Annotated in this window: 15 protein-coding genes, 1 tRNA gene, 1 pseudogene and 1 riboswitch; of the genes and pseudogenes, 2 read left to right on the top strand and 15 right to left on the bottom strand. The window is 56.4% G+C overall.

Annotation, left to right across the window (positions count from 1 at the left end; translation table 11 throughout):
• From cobM to GHH_RS09140, 15 genes and pseudogenes are all read right to left on the bottom strand, one after another.
• Entirely contained in the window at positions 1 to 774 is a 774-nt protein-coding gene (cobM, locus tag GHH_RS09070) for a precorrin-4 C(11)-methyltransferase (protein WP_011231288.1), read from the bottom strand.
• On the bottom strand, positions 771 to 1,472 hold the full coding sequence (gene cobI, locus GHH_RS09075; protein ID WP_015374899.1) for a precorrin-2 C(20)-methyltransferase: 702 nt from the start codon (positions 1,470 to 1,472) through the stop codon (positions 771 to 773). Before cobI ends, cobM begins: the two co-directional genes overlap by 4 nt.
• On the bottom strand, positions 1,469 to 2,674 hold the full coding sequence (locus GHH_RS09080; protein WP_020754788.1) for a bifunctional cobalt-precorrin-7 (C(5))-methyltransferase/cobalt-precorrin-6B (C(15))-methyltransferase: 1,206 nt from the start codon (positions 2,672 to 2,674) through the stop codon (positions 1,469 to 1,471). The genes cobI and GHH_RS09080 overlap by 4 nt, the downstream gene beginning before the upstream one ends.
• Positions 2,640 to 3,758, bottom strand: a complete 1,119-nt coding sequence (locus tag GHH_RS09085; RefSeq protein ID WP_014195897.1) for a cobalt-precorrin-5B (C(1))-methyltransferase — start codon at positions 3,756 to 3,758, stop codon at positions 2,640 to 2,642. The genes GHH_RS09080 and GHH_RS09085 overlap by 35 nt, the downstream gene beginning before the upstream one ends.
• 6 nt (positions 3,759 to 3,764) lie before the next feature.
• Positions 3,765 to 4,412, bottom strand: coding sequence for a precorrin-8X methylmutase (locus tag GHH_RS09090; RefSeq protein ID WP_015374901.1), 648 nt, complete (start codon positions 4,410 to 4,412; stop codon positions 3,765 to 3,767).
• Between the two features lie 58 nt (positions 4,413 to 4,470).
• Complete coding sequence (cobK, locus tag GHH_RS09095; protein ID WP_015374902.1) at positions 4,471 to 5,247, bottom strand: precorrin-6A reductase; 777 nt, start codon at positions 5,245 to 5,247, stop codon at positions 4,471 to 4,473.
• A 15-nt stretch (positions 5,248 to 5,262) separates the two neighbouring features.
• Positions 5,263 to 6,093 carry a sirohydrochlorin chelatase gene (locus GHH_RS09100; protein WP_015374903.1) on the bottom strand — a complete coding sequence of 277 codons (831 nt, stop codon included), beginning with the start codon at positions 6,091 to 6,093 and terminating at the stop codon, positions 5,263 to 5,265.
• A gap of 212 nt (positions 6,094 to 6,305) precedes the next feature.
• The gene (gene cobJ, locus GHH_RS09105) at positions 6,306 to 8,093 is read right to left on the bottom strand and encodes a precorrin-3B C(17)-methyltransferase (protein WP_015374904.1); all 1,788 of its coding nucleotides are present in this window, start codon (positions 8,091 to 8,093) and stop codon (positions 6,306 to 6,308) included.
• Position 8,094: 1 nt separating this feature from the next.
• Positions 8,095 to 8,802 carry a High-affinity nickel-transporter gene (locus GHH_RS09110; protein WP_236612559.1) on the bottom strand — a complete coding sequence of 236 codons (708 nt, stop codon included), beginning with the start codon at positions 8,800 to 8,802 and terminating at the stop codon, positions 8,095 to 8,097.
• A 2-nt stretch (positions 8,803 to 8,804) separates the two neighbouring features.
• Positions 8,805 to 9,179: a ferredoxin gene (locus GHH_RS09115; protein WP_025039121.1), complete on the bottom strand. Its 375-nt coding sequence runs from the start codon at positions 9,177 to 9,179 to the stop codon at positions 8,805 to 8,807.
• Between the two features lie 180 nt (positions 9,180 to 9,359).
• Positions 9,360 to 9,554: riboswitch (cobalamin riboswitch) on the bottom strand.
• Between the two features lie 60 nt (positions 9,555 to 9,614).
• Positions 9,615 to 9,755 (bottom strand): annotated as a pseudogene (locus tag GHH_RS09120) (S-adenosylmethionine--2-demethylmenaquinone methyltransferase); the annotation flags it as partial.
• Positions 9,756 to 9,772: 17 nt separating this feature from the next.
• Complete coding sequence (locus GHH_RS09125) at positions 9,773 to 10,153, bottom strand: retropepsin-like aspartic protease (RefSeq protein ID WP_008880146.1); 381 nt, start codon at positions 10,151 to 10,153, stop codon at positions 9,773 to 9,775.
• Positions 10,143 to 10,397: a hypothetical protein gene (locus GHH_RS09130; RefSeq protein ID WP_008880145.1), complete on the bottom strand. Its 255-nt coding sequence runs from the start codon at positions 10,395 to 10,397 to the stop codon at positions 10,143 to 10,145. Before GHH_RS09130 ends, GHH_RS09125 begins: the two co-directional genes overlap by 11 nt.
• Before the next feature lie 51 nt (positions 10,398 to 10,448).
• Complete coding sequence (gene rraA / locus GHH_RS09135) at positions 10,449 to 10,934, bottom strand: ribonuclease E activity regulator RraA (RefSeq protein WP_008880144.1); 486 nt, start codon at positions 10,932 to 10,934, stop codon at positions 10,449 to 10,451.
• A 257-nt stretch (positions 10,935 to 11,191) separates the two neighbouring features.
• Positions 11,192 to 11,263 (bottom strand) — tRNA-Gln (locus GHH_RS09140).
• A 176-nt stretch (positions 11,264 to 11,439) separates the two neighbouring features.
• Between GHH_RS09140 and GHH_RS09145 the strand changes: the two genes are divergently transcribed.
• Both GHH_RS09145 and GHH_RS09150 read left to right on the top strand, forming a co-directional pair.
• Positions 11,440 to 12,321 carry a glycerophosphodiester phosphodiesterase family protein gene (locus tag GHH_RS09145; RefSeq protein WP_015374907.1) on the top strand — a complete coding sequence of 294 codons (882 nt, stop codon included), beginning with the start codon at positions 11,440 to 11,442 and terminating at the stop codon, positions 12,319 to 12,321.
• Between the two features lie 122 nt (positions 12,322 to 12,443).
• Positions 12,444 to 12,887, top strand: coding sequence for a GNAT family N-acetyltransferase (locus tag GHH_RS09150; protein ID WP_014195907.1), 444 nt, complete (start codon positions 12,444 to 12,446; stop codon positions 12,885 to 12,887).
• The last annotated feature ends 45 nt before the right edge of the window (positions 12,888 to 12,932 follow it).

The raw sequence follows: 12,932 nt of genomic DNA on the forward strand, positions 1-12,932 counted from the left end.
TTACTTCTCCCCCTTTCGATATCCGTGCGTAAACGTGCGGTCGTACAGCTTCGAACGGTAGCCGCGCTCATGAATATGGGGATCGAGCGCCCAACCGGCCAACATGATCGCGTGTTTCGTCACACCATGGCGCCGCATATCGTCAGCCATTGTGGCAACGGTGGAACGAATCACGACTTCATCCGGCCATGTCGCCTTATAGACGATCGCGACAGGCGTATCACCGCTCCAACCCGCTTCAAGGAGCGCCGCGCTTACTTTTTTGGCAAGCGTCGCGCTTAAAAAAAGAACGAGCGTGCAATGATGCTGCGCCAGCTCCTGCAATTTCTCACGCGGCGGCATCGGCGTCCGCCCCTCGGCGCGGGTGAAAATGACCGTCTGCGTCAATTCCGGAACGGTGAGCTCCGCCTGCACGGCGGCCGCGGCGGCAAACGCCGAACTGACGCCGGGGACGATTTCCACTTCAATTCCTTCTTCTTTCAACAAGGCGATTTGCTCAAGCGTCGCCCCGTAAATCGATGGATCACCGGTATGGACGCGCACGACAAGCCGTCCTTGTTTCACTTGCTCCGCCATTGCCGCGACCATTTCTTCTAAATGCATGCCGGCAGTATGGAAAACGTCAGCATCCGGCTTCCGGTAGCGCTCGATCAATTCCGCGCTCACTAGCGAGTCGGTGTAAAAAATGGCGTCGGCAGCAGCGAGAAGCTCGGCGCCGCGAACCGTGATCAAATCCGGCGCTCCCGGCCCCGCCCCTACGATATACAGCTTCACTTTCTCACCACCATCAATGTCAAATATTCGAGTTCCGCTCCGTCGAGCTCCTCGATCTTCCACACGACTTCCTCGCCGGACGTCACTTTCGTCACAACAGCGGCGCGATGAAGCAAATCGAGTTCCCGCAACAGACGAACCAGCAAATCGATCACTTTCGCCACTTTAAAAAAGACAACGCAATCGTGCTCAAGAAGCACTGCTTTCATCGCCTCAACATCGTCGCGGGCGGGCACGATCGCCACGGTTTCATCACCATCCGCCAGCGGCAGACGAAGCCTAGCGGCAGCAGCGTTGGCCGAACTGACGCCGGGGACGACTTCAATCGGCGCTTCCGGATAGCGGCGCTCCATTACGTGCATCAAATGGATGAACGTGCTGTACAACAGCGGATCGCCTTCGGTCACAAACGCGACATCGCGCCCGGCCGACAGCTCCGCCCAAATGGCGTCCGCTGCCTCGTTCCACTTCGGCTCAAGCAAGGCTCGGTCTTTTGTCATCGGAAAATGCAGGCCGAGCCGCCGTTTTTCCTCTGGCGCAAAATACGCATCAATAATTTGTTCCGCATAGCTTTTGCTTTGCCGCCCTTTTTTTGGATAGGCGATGACATCCACTTCTTTTAGGAGGCGGTATGCTTTCACCGTCATGAGCTCTGGATCGCCCGGGCCAACACCGATGCCGTACAACGTGCCGGTCATTCGTCTCCCTCCCGCTTGGCTGTCATGATATACACCGGATTGAGCGCCTCAAAGCGCGTCAACTCTAAAATGGGCTTGCTTCGCGACACTTGCGCGAGCGTGATGTCAACATGAAATCCACGGCTGCGCAGCTCGCGGCCCGCTTCAGCAAGCGTCTCAACCGTTGCCGCGTTGATCACGATGCGTCCATTTTTCTTCAGCCGTTTCGCACAGACGTCCAACAACGGCGACATCGCGCCTGACGTGCCGCCGATAAAGATGGCATCCGGGTCGGCAAACTCATCGAGCCGATCGGGCGCCCTGCCGTGCACAAGCGTGATGTCAACGCGGAATTTGCGCAAGTTTTGCCGGCAAATCTCGAGGTCGTATTCATTTTTTTCAATCGCAAACACCGCCCCGTCGCGGGCGATTTTCGCCGCTTCAATCGCGACCGAACCGGTGCACGTCCCAATGTCCCAGACGACGCTGTCCGGGCGCAAGCGCAAGGCGCTTACACTTAAGACGCGAATTTCTTTCTTTGTAATCAGCCCTTTGTCCGGCTTGCGTTGGAAAAATTCATCATCGTCAATGCCGAGCGGCCAAATCGGACCAGGAGCGGTTTGCCGCAAAATGACTATATTTAATGGAAGAAACTCGGTTTCTGCCATTTCTTCTAGCTTGAAAAACCGGCATCGCTCATTCGGCCCGCCGAGCTCCTCGCCGACAAACGCCTCATATTCCGTCATGCCGTACTCGAGCAAATAGCGGGCGATGGCGGCCGGCGAGTTCGTCTCATCGGTTAAGATGGCGACTTTGCGCCGCCCGTCGACCCGCTGAGCCAAACCGGTGAGCGGCCGGCCATGGACGCTGACAAACGCCGCGTCTTGCCAAGACTCGCCCATTTTCGCAAACGCCCATTGCACTGAGCTGACGGCCGGATACACGTCGATCGGCAATTTGCCGGCCAAATAGCTGCCGATGCCGTAAAAGAGCGGATCGCCGGAAGCAAGCACGACCGTGTTGCGCGTCTCATGGCGGAGCCGCTCCACCAGCTCCGCCAGTCCGCGGCGGATGATGATCGTTTCTCCTTTGTATTCAGGAAACATCGCCAGCTGCCGTTCGCCGCCGACAAGCAGCTCGCTTTCATCAATCCAGCGTCGATACAGCTCAGGAAGACTTGCTTGCCCATCAGCACCCACACCGATCAACTTCATCGTCCCCATCGGTCTGCACCGCCTTTCCTAATTGTTGTCCGTTCATTGTGTAAATGGACGTCGCCACCGTCAGACCGCCTCCCACTTCGTGAAGCGCCGCCTGGCAGCACGCTTCGCACAAAAGCTCGAAAAACTTCATGCAACCGGCCTCTTGCATCATGTCGCCGACTTGCGCCGCCGTATTCGCGCCGCGCACCGCAGCCACCAGTTCTGGGCCAGCACCTGCCTGCTCGGCGATGGCAGCCAAAAAGCCAAAGTCGACCGGGGCGCTTTTCGAGTGCACCATCATCACTCCTTGAGCGACTTTCGAAAATTTCCCCATCATCCCGACCATCGACACCATCTTGATGCCAAGCCGTTTGCATTGTTTCAGCGTAAAGCCGACAAAATCGCCCATTTCGATAAACGCTTCTTCCGGCAAATGTGGATATTCTTGCATGGCGTATTTCTCGCTCCGCCCCCCGGTCGTGATGACAACATGGCGGCAGCCGTTCGCTTTCGCCACTTGAAGCGCCTGCACGATGCTCGCCCGGTAGGCGGCGGTGGAGAACGGAACGACGATGCCGCGCGTCCCCAAAATCGAAATGCCGCCAATGATGCCTAGTCTCGGGTTCAACGTTTTTTTGGCGATTTCCTCGCCGCCGGGCACAGAAATGACGACCTTCACCCCGCGATGTAGACCGTATTGCGCCAGCACTTCATTGACGGCTTCGCGGATCATTTGCCGCGGTACTGGATTGATCGCCGCTTCCCCGACCGGCACCGGCAAGCCGGGTTTGGTGACGCGTCCGACCCCTTCACCGCCGTCGATATGAACGCCCGGCGACGAGGCCCACGAGACAGTGGAAACGATGAGCGCGCCGTGCGTCGCATCTGGGTCATCGCCGCCATCCTTCACGACCGAGGCCGTCGCCGTTTCGCCATCGAACGAACAAGAGGCGAGCGAAAAGGTCACCACCCGCCCGATCGGAATCCGAATCGTCGCCTCCGCCTGCACTTGGCCAGTGATGAGCGCCGTGAGCGCGGCTTTCGTTGCCGCTGTCGCGCACGATCCGGTCGTATACCCTTCACGCAGCGTTTTTTTCGTTTCCATCGTTCGTCACGCTCGCTCGGCGAGCAGCGATAAAGCATTCAAGGCAGCGACGGTCACGGTGCTTCCTCCTTTGCGGCCGCGGTTGGTGATGAACGGCACATCGAGCTTCGCCAATTCTTCTTTCGATTCCGCCGCCGAGACGAATCCGACCGGCAAGCCGATCACCAATCCCGGCCGCGCCTCTCCTTCTTTGATGAGGCGAATGAGCTCCAATAACGCTGTCGGAGCGTTGCCGATGGCAAAAATGCCGCCTTCCGCTTCTTTCACCGCTTTGCGCATCGCCACAATCGCCCTCGTCGTATTCAACCGTTTCGCTTCAGCGATCACGTCTTCATCAGAAATATAGACGCGCACCGCACCGCCGAACTTCGCAAGCCGCGCTTGATTGACGCCGGCTTGCACCATTTGCACATCGGCGACGACGAGCTTGCCGCTGCGAATGGCATCAATGCCTGAGCGGATCGCATCCGGGTGGAAAATGAGGCTTTTGCCCAGCTCAAAATCAGCCGATGCATGGATGACGCGCTGAACGATTCGGTATTGTTCTTCTGTAAATGAATGCTCGCCGATCTCTTCATCAATGATTTGAAAGCTGCGCGCTTCAATTTGTTCCGGCTGCACCGTCGCCGGACGAAATGTTGTATGGAAGTCCATGACAATTCTCTCCTTTCTTCATGATCGCTTGCATGAGCGGCCGCTAGAATCCCATTCTTTACACGGCCGGAAGCGGCGCATGCTGCTTCAACGCCTCGAGCACGCCGGCAAAATCGTGATGCACGATGCCGTATGACAACCGTGGGCGGCGGATGACGATGACATCAATGCCGAGCTCCTCGGCGGCAGCGATTTTCTCATCGACAAACCCGACTTTGCCGCTTTCTTTCGTGACGACGACCGTGACGCCAAAATGGCGGTATAGCGCCCGATCGAGCTCTTTCGTAAACGGCCCTTGCATCATGACGATCTGCTCTTGGGAAAACCCGAGCCGCTCGCATTTGTCGAGATTGTCTTTCCGCGGCAGCATCCGCGCAATCACCTTGACGCCCGGGCGACCGATGAGCCTCGCGGCGAAAATGTCGAGCGTTTTGCTGCCGGTCGTCAGCATCACGACGCCGCCTTTTTCCGCCGCCAAGTCAGCCGCTTCTTCATAGCTGTCGACAAATGTCACCTTCTCGGATGAAAACGAAGACGCCTGCCGCTCGTAGCGAATGTAGGGCAACCCGGCGTCTGCTGCCGCTTGCATGGCGTTTTTTGACGCCTCTTCAGCAAATGGATGGCTCGCGTCCACAATCGCTTTGGCCCCCTCGGCTTTGGCCAGATCGGCAAGCTGGGACGCATCCAAGCGGCCGACATAGGCGCGAATGCCGGCCGATCGGAGCTGTTCGGCCGCGTGATCGGTGACGACCGTCGCGGTTACGTTATAGCCGGCTTGTTGGATCATCACCGCCAATTCGCGGGCATCGCTTGTTCCAGCTAACAATAAAATCATCGGACGCTTCCTCCTTCAATGATGGTGATGATGATGATGGTGATGATGGGCGGCGTGCAGCCGATATTGACAGATGTCGCAATTCATCGCCACCGTTTGGCCGAGCACCTCGTTGAGGCGGTCAAGCACGATCTCCTCAAGCTTCGGATGAAATCCAAAATAGCCGGCAAGCGCAAACGAGATATGCGAGTGCTCAGCTTGGTATTGCGCCATTTGCTGCTCAAGCCGCTTAATCAGGATGCCGGTGAATAAAAAATACGGAAGAACAACGATCCGCCTAGCTCCGAGCATGAGACAGCGGCGGACAGCATCATCAAGCGACGGCGTCGTCACGCCCATAAACGCCGGCTCGATGAGCGCATAGCCGGTCTGTTCCCAAAAGAGGCGGGCGATTTTATACAAGTCGCTGTTCGCATCCGGATCGCTCCCGCCGCGGCCAAGCAAAATGACCGCTGTTCCGTCATCCGGCTGCTCCGGCCGCTCGCCGATTTCTTGCAATCGTTCGCGCAAAATAGCAAATGTCTGCTCATGGACGCCGATGGGGCGGCCGTAGCGGAACACCATATGCGGATAGCGCGCTTTGGCCTCATCGATTTCCGCCGGGATATGCAGCTTCGAATGCCCGGCCGGCAATAAAATGAGCGGAATGACCGCCACTTCCATTGCCCCGGCTTCGGCGCAGCGTTCGATTCCTTCGCCGATCGACGGACGGCCAAATTCTAAAAAACTTGTTTCAATATGAAACGAATCGCGCAAACGCGGCCGCAGGCGGTCGACAAACTGCCGCACTTGCTCGTTCCCTTCCGGGTCGCGGCTGCCATGGCCGACAAATAAAATGGCTCTCATCCTTGTTTTCCCCCTTTTGTTAGCGGACGTCTTCCGCTGTTCCCTATAAGCGCAATGACTCGATGGGCGCTTCATCCAAATGCGAGGCGCCCATCTATGCTCTTTTATGGAACCAGCCGGTTATTCGATCGACTGTCGGAAAAAGATGCGTCGCTTCGACACCAACGACATCTGCAGACGTTCAAGCTGCACTTATATAACGCATGCTTCCGTCACTCACCGCAAGCCGGCATTTCGATGGACGCGGCCGGTTTTGCCTCTTCGTGTGAAAAACGTCCGACTTGCTTCACGCGGCGGAAAAACTTATGAAACCGTTCATTTGGATGTGCTTGTTCTTGATACTGTTCGATGATTTCTGCCATAACCGCCACAATTTCTTCCGGCGGAATGCCTTCCGCGACGAGCTGGCCGGGATGGGCGTTGCGGCCGACCGTTTTCCCGCCCAAAAACAAATCAAATTTCCCTTTCCGGTACACAAGCCCGATGTCTTCGTGCACCGCGCCGTAGCACGCCATCCCGCAGCCGTTGATGCCAAGCTTCAACTCTTTCGGCAGCGCCATGCCGCCAAACCGGCGCGCCAATTCCTCCGCGTATGGAATGGCGTCTTTTTTCTCTCCATCGCAAAAATCACATGCCTTCACCGTCAGCACATCACCGACCGGCATCACGATCAGTCCGGCGTCAACGAGACGGGCCACAAGCCCATCTGGGTCCTCTGTCAACCGTTCGATTTTCATATAATGATCCGGTGTGTAGGTCATTTTTCCATCCATCCCTACCACTTCCGCAAGCACGATGAGCTGTTCCGGGGTGAACTGTTTATTGGCCACGCCCGGGCTCACCGCCGCTTCCAACAACACGACCGCCGTCTTTCTTGTTTTCCGTCTCTCTAAAGCGGCGAGCGCGTCTTCGGCTGTTTCTTTCACCCGTTTTGGCGCGGCGGTCGGCTGCCGTTTGGCTGTTTTTGCCAGCGGTGCAGCAAGCGGCGGCAAAACGGCAGCCAGCGGCGTTGGCTCGGCCTCCTTCGTGGCCGCGGCAACAGACGACGGTCGAACCGCGGTGGCCAAGGCGGTGAAAGCACGATCCTTCTGGTTGTCCCCGGCGAGGACAGCCGCTTCGGACGGTCCTGATGCCCCCGTGCTTCCTTCGTCCTCATCTTCCAGCGGTTTCGTCTGGTCAAGCGCCCACGGCTCCGCTTCTTTGCGCAGCCGTTCATGCGGTTTGAGCGGCTGGACGGCGGCTGCTAGTTGATACTTGCGCTGGTAGCCGCGCGGCGTGATCATCACGCCGTCATGGACGAATGTCGTTGAGTTGCCGATAATCACCGTCGTCAACATGCCGATCTCATGGTCAAGCATATGCGCCAAGTCGGTGAGGACGATATGCTGCCGCTCGCGGTACGCGCTTTTCACCAGACCGACCGGGGTTTCCGGAGACCGATGGCGGAGCAGGATGCGCTGTGCTTCCACAATCTGTCTAGTGCGCCGTCCGCTTTTCGGGTTGTAAAGCGCGATGACAAAATCGGCCGCGGCGGCGGCGTCAATCCGCTTTTCAATCAGCTCCCACGGCGTCAAATGGTCGCTCAAGCTGATCGTGCACGCATCGTGCATAATCGGTGCGCCAAGCAGCGCGGCGCACGAATGGATCGCGGAAATGCCGGGGATGACTTCGACTTCAATCGAGCTGTCTTTCGTCCACCCTTTTTCGATCAGCACTTCATACACGAGCCCGGCCATGCCGTACAACCCGGCGTCACCGCTTGAAATGACGGCGACCGTTTTGCCGCGCTCCGCCCATTTCACCGCCGCTTGGGCGCGGCTCACCTCTTCCGTCATGCCCGTGCTGATGATTTCCTTTCCGACAATCAGATCGCGCACAAGTTCGATGTACGTTTTGTAGCCAATGATGACGTCGCTTTCTTCAATCGCTTCCCGAGCCCGTTTCGTCATATGGTCGACGCTTCCCGGGCCAAAGCCGACAATGAGCAATTTGCCGCCCACTTTACAGCCCCCCTCTCCATATCTCGATTATCATCGACATCCCTAACCATATGCTGTAAATCCCTGTGACCGCACCAAGGACATAAAACAGTCGTTCCCGCTGCTTTGCTTTCCAAAATCCCCACGATAATCCAGCCGCTGTAGCAATCGTCGCAATGAGCAAGCCGGCGACAAACAGCACAAGCTGAAGGACAGCGGCGCTCACACGCACTTTTCCGACCGCGTGGGTGATAATGGCTAGCTGGGTCGGGCTTTCGACGCCAATGCCATGAATGATGCCGATGATCAAGGCGCCAGCCCAACCAACATGCGAAAAAGAACGGCAACTGTCCATTTCCCGCCTTCCCCGCAGCCATCGAGTAACCGTATGGCCGAACTCATAAAGGAGCTGAAACCGGCTTTTCACCTCACCCCGCCGAAAAAGAGAAAAAAGCATCATCCCGCCAAGAAGCACAAGCGTAACGCCAACTAAGAGCTCAATGGCGGCGGCTGACGACTCGGGAAGCCGGGCGCCGACCATGAGCGCCGCCACCCCCATGACAAACACGATTGCTCCGTGTCCAATAGCGTACATGATTCCGAGCGCCAACTGCTGTCTTCGCCGCGACTCGCTTCCGACCATATCCGCAATGGCCGCGACATGGTCGCTGTCCATCCCATGACGCATGCCGAGAAATATCGCTAACATTACATAACTGGCCCATTCCATCATTACGTCCTCCTCTTTCGAACGCCAATAACCGACTCCGTCCCACCAAGACGGGTCAACCCGTCTTCACGGTATTCATACGTCGCCCACGCGCGAAGCGGCTCGCCGTTTTGCAAATGGCGATGGACGACCTCTTTTGCCTTCTCCGGTGTCATCAACCGGTACCAGACGCCATCCGGGTAGACGATCATCACACACGCATCTTGACAGCGTCCGTTGCAGCGCGTCCTTGTTGTATGGACAGCGTCGTCAAGCCCAAGGCGGGCGATTTCCTCGCGCACCGCGGTTGTCACGTCATCTCCGCCATGGCGGAGGCACGTCCCTCCGTTGCAAATGAGCACATGATGCTTCATTCCCCGCAAATCCCACGTCGCCACCAAATCCCCCCTTTTGCTAGAATGGTAGAATGAAATGCGGCAGACGGACGGTTTTTCGACAAAAGAAAAAGCACCTCTACAGCAGAGGTGCAGAAAAATGTATACGAAAGCCGTAAACGGCCCAAACAGGGCCCCTAAAGCCGTCATTCTCCCGCACGTCTGCCTATAGTCCCGTAGGCATCCGTCCGATCCAAACAAGGCAGGTCTCCTGACTTAGGATCATCGCTTGGCGGCGTCTTCCCGAAGCATCCTTCAGTGACTTGTTGCCGCAAAGCTCTCCATCACAGTGGCGGGCACCGTGCCGGATTTTCACCGGGCTTCCCTTTTCACCCAAGCCCTTAAGCAGGCTTAGGCACCTTGTTTGTCTTACCGCCATATATGCGCTGTCATGGAACAAGCATCCGTTTTCATCGTAGTACAACCAATGCGTTGCCGTCAACCGTTTTTTGCCGACAAATCTTTGTTGGCGACGACAACGCCGTCCGCATCAGCGTACACGTACGCCCCTGGCTCCCAGCGGACGCCGCCAAACTCGAGCGCAACGTCGCGGGCGCCTTTTCCTTCTTTTTGGCATTTCGAGCGGGCGTTCCATTTCAACCAGAACGATACATCTCCAACTTGTCCAGGTCTAAGACAAATCCAGCGCCCAGCAATATATCCAATCCTAACAAACCGTTAATCCCCTCATAGTCCATCCCGCTAAAATCAATTTCATACTCTCTTAGCTGGAAAGAATCTAGCTGAATACAGTCTAATTTTTTTGTAAACGCGTACTCTTTCCCACCGATTCCGTAATAAGCCACAATACGATCGCCCGGCTCTACCCGCAAATGAATATCTTCTACTGCATTTTGAGAAATCACTGTTTTCGCCGCACCAGTATCAATCACCATATTATGAATCAACTTAGACCTTCCTTGATAAACGATTTCGATCGATGCAAACAGCAAGCCTTCACGATATTCAATCTGCATAATGAAATTTCCCTCTCAGGCCAATCGCTCCCCGAACTTTTAAAACAATCTCCTTGTGGCTAGTATGATAAACAAGCTGATTCCCTTTCGATTGCAGCAACTCACGAGTTGCATCCTTGTCCGAAACCGTTCCGATAACAGCCACCTCTTCAATGATTTCTTGATCTCCCTCTAAATGGGACTTTAATACTTGTAATTTCACAAATTGATTTGGATACAATGAACGCACTTCCTGCCATTCCATCTCCATCGCCTCAACCTGTTCGTTGTATTGAACGAGACTCGACCGCAGCCGTCAACCATTTTTCGCCAACAAATCTTTGTTGGCGACGACAACGCCGTCCGCATCAGCGTACACGTACGCCCCTGGCTCCCAGCGGACGCCGCCAAACTCGAGCGCAACGTCGCGTGAGCCTTTTCCCTCTTTTTTGCTTTTCACCGGGCATGTGCCGATCGCCATCACGCCAATCGGCATGGCGCCAATTTCCGCTGAATCGCGGATGCAGCCGTGGATGATGACGCCAGCAAGCCCCCTCTCGCAAGCGATTTGCGCCAGCCGGTCGCCTAATAGCGCGACGCGGCGCGAGCCTTTTCCATCGACCACGAGCACCGTCCCCGGCGGCACCGTCTCCAGCGCTTCTCGGACAAGGACGTTGTCTTCAAACACATCGACCGTCGCAATCGGCCCGGAAAATGCCCGCTTTCCGCCGTACGATTGGAACGGCAACTCGCATACTTGCAACTCGTCTAAAAATTGATCGCATAAATCGGCTGTTTTCATTGTCGCTCTCCCCTTTCATGTTTTGCATTCGCCGTCATTCGCCAAAATCCTTCTGCCTCAGCAGTTTTTTGTCGACGATCTTTCATTCGAACGACTGACACGAACGCGGCGATGTGAACCAAACCATTGTGTGGCCGTCAATCGCTTCGATGTATTCCACCGATCGCATTGAAACCATAAAAAACGGCCCCGCGCCGATATATAGCGGAGACCGTTTTCACCGGCTCAAAGCCCCTCCGGTTTGACCAGACGTTCAGCTGGGCTAGCTGGATTCGAACCAGCGCATCACGGAGTCAAAGTCCGTTGCCTTACCGCTTGGCTATAGCCCAACGTTTTGTTGTCGTTTACAGTATGCGGCATGATAACGCACTTTATGCATCAAACTGAATATCCCTTTGCTTGATGTGCGAAACTATCGGTACAAGCATCCTTTCCCCACTATATCACCTCGTTTTTCCCTCGCACTTGTTTTCCCGATATGATAACTGGAAGGGGAGAGATGTATATGCGCCGGATCACGGTTTTTCGCTTCTATCTTTGCACATTGTTTTTGTTATCGTTGCCGATCGTCTTAGCGGCCGCGGCTGCCTGGCAGCCATCCAGCCAGCCGAAAACCGCCGTCATCGCCCACCGCGGCGCGTCCGGATACGCGCCGGAGCATACGCTCTCATCCTACCGCCTTGCCGCCCGCATGCAGGCGGACTATATCGAAGTCGATGTGCGCGCAGCCAAAGACGGGAAGCTCGTTGCTCTGCATGATGCGACGCTCGCCCGGACGACAAATGCCGAAACGGTCTACCCGCGCCGTGCTCCGTGGCGGGTAAATGATTTTTCGTTCGCTGAACTGAGGCGGCTGGATGCCGGGTCGTGGTTTCATCCACGCTTTGCCGGCGAGCGCATCCCGACGCTTGATGAGGTGATTCAGATGCTGAAAGCGGAGCGTGTGGAAGCCCCGTTGTACATCGAAACGAAACAGCCCGGCATCGAAGAGGCGGTCGTCCATCTATTGAAAAAACACGGTTTCCTGCAACAGCGCCGCGTCATGTTTCAATCGTTCCACCCGGAAAGCTTGCAAGCGCTCCGGCCGCTCATCCCGTACGGCATTCGGCTCATTCAATTGGTCGACGAGAAGGAAGCGCACAGCGGCCGCGACGAGCTGCTGCAACAAATCGCCGTCTATGCCGATGGCATCGGCTTGCCGCTTTCGGCCGTCACCGAAGAGTGGGTGCGCGCCGCCCATGGCCGCGGGCTCATTGTTCACGTCTATACTGTCAATGAACCACACGATCTCGCTCGCCTATGCGCCATGGGCGTTGACGGCCTGTTCACCGATTATCCAGACCGCCCTGGCCGCATTGCCGCCTGCCGTCGTCTGCCCCGCCATTGACCGGCCTTCAGGGAGCCAGGGGGAGCTTATTGTTTACATAATGTTATTATGGTTAATAAAAACGAAAATCGTTCCCATTTGACCCGATTCGGTGTATCATTTGAGAAAAAGGAGGCCAGATCATGTGGACGATCATCGATTACGAAAACGGCCCATTTACCGTGACGACGGACCGCCGCCGCGTCCAGCTTGAGCGCGTGTTTGACTTCCTTGCCCGCTCGTATTGGGCGAATGAGCGCAGCCGCGAAACGATCCTCAAATCGCTTGACCATTCGCTCTGCTTTTCCCTTTTTCACGGCGACAGGCAAATTGGCATGGCGCGCGTCATCACCGACCGGGCGACGTTCGCCTATCTGTGCGACGTGTTCATCGATGAAGCATACCGTGGGCAAGGTCTCGGGAAATGGCTGTTATCATGCGTGCTCGCCCATCCTGATGTCGCCGCTGTCCGCAAGGTGATGCTCGCGACCAAAGACGCGCACGGGCTGTACAGGCAGTTCGGCTTTGCCGCGCCGAGCGAGCCGGAGCGGTTGATGGAGCGGATTCAAGAGCCGCGAACGGAGTAAAGGGCAAAAAAAGGCGGGCCGCCATCGGTCCGCCTTTTCGCCAAA

The sequence above is a fragment of the Geobacillus sp. GHH01 genome (genome assembly GCF_000336445.1).
GTDB lineage: Bacteria > Bacillota > Bacilli > Bacillales > Anoxybacillaceae > Geobacillus > Geobacillus zalihae.

What these genes read in the sequence shown, in the direction of transcription:
- cobI (WP_015374899.1), bottom strand. Translation starts at nt 1,472, where the DNA reads ATGACCGGCACGTTGTACGGCATCGGTGTTGGCCCGGGCGATCCAGAG.
- GHH_RS09080 (WP_020754788.1), bottom strand. Translation starts at nt 2,674, where the DNA reads ATGGGGACGATGAAGTTGATCGGTGTGGGTGCTGATGGGCAAGCAAGT.
- GHH_RS09085 (WP_014195897.1), bottom strand. Translation starts at nt 3,758, where the DNA reads ATGGAAACGAAAAAAACGCTGCGTGAAGGGTATACGACCGGATCGTGC.
- GHH_RS09090 (WP_015374901.1), bottom strand. Translation starts at nt 4,412, where the DNA reads ATGGACTTCCATACAACATTTCGTCCGGCGACGGTGCAGCCGGAACAA.
- cobK (WP_015374902.1), bottom strand. Translation starts at nt 5,247, where the DNA reads ATGATTTTATTGTTAGCTGGAACAAGCGATGCCCGCGAATTGGCGGTG.
- GHH_RS09100 (WP_015374903.1), bottom strand. Translation starts at nt 6,093, where the DNA reads ATGAGAGCCATTTTATTTGTCGGCCATGGCAGCCGCGACCCGGAAGGG.
- GHH_RS09110 (WP_236612559.1), bottom strand. Translation starts at nt 8,802, where the DNA reads ATGGAATGGGCCAGTTATGTAATGTTAGCGATATTTCTCGGCATGCGT.
- GHH_RS09125 (WP_008880146.1), bottom strand. Translation starts at nt 10,153, where the DNA reads ATGCAGATTGAATATCGTGAAGGCTTGCTGTTTGCATCGATCGAAATC.
- GHH_RS09130 (WP_008880145.1), bottom strand. Translation starts at nt 10,397, where the DNA reads ATGGAATGGCAGGAAGTGCGTTCATTGTATCCAAATCAATTTGTGAAA.
- rraA (WP_008880144.1), bottom strand. Translation starts at nt 10,934, where the DNA reads ATGAAAACAGCCGATTTATGCGATCAATTTTTAGACGAGTTGCAAGTA.
- GHH_RS09145 (WP_015374907.1), top strand. Translation starts at nt 11,440, where the DNA reads ATGCGCCGGATCACGGTTTTTCGCTTCTATCTTTGCACATTGTTTTTG.
- GHH_RS09150 (WP_014195907.1), top strand. Translation starts at nt 12,444, where the DNA reads ATGTGGACGATCATCGATTACGAAAACGGCCCATTTACCGTGACGACG.